The sequence below is a fragment of the Streptomyces kronopolitis genome (assembly GCF_014646275.1).
GTDB classification, from domain to species: Bacteria; Actinomycetota; Actinomycetes; order Streptomycetales; family Streptomycetaceae; genus Streptomyces; species Streptomyces kronopolitis.
In genome coordinates this window covers 291-600 of sequence record NZ_BMND01000113.1, presented here as the reverse complement: position 1 = coordinate 600, position 310 = coordinate 291, and the positions used below count along the sequence as shown (strand labels likewise).

Here is a 310-nt window from a genome sequence, read left to right as displayed (position 1 = left end):
CAATTCAAAAGAGTAAGTGTTGAGCGCATCGCCGATTAAAACGGCTGTGGTTTCATCGTATTTAGCGTGTAAAGTGGGGTGGTTTCTCCTTAAAGCGGCATTATCCATGCATGGTAAATCGTCATGGATGAGCGAATAAGTGTGCAAGCATTCAATGCTTAAAGCGATTTTAAAATATTCTGTTTGCTGGTTAGAATAATCTTTTTTACCCACTAACGCACAAAGCACGGCTAAAAAAAGCTTAGGGCGGAACCTTTTACCCCCATTAAGCACCATTTCAAAAAAGGCTTTTTCCAAATAAGGGTGGAAG

At 40.3% G+C, this 310-nt stretch carries 1 protein-coding gene; it reads right to left on the bottom strand.

Going from position 1 to position 310, the window contains the following annotated elements:
• The coding region (locus tag IEY78_RS35390; RefSeq protein WP_229700348.1) for a polyprenyl synthetase family protein at window positions 1–310 on the bottom strand (310 nt) is incomplete at both ends.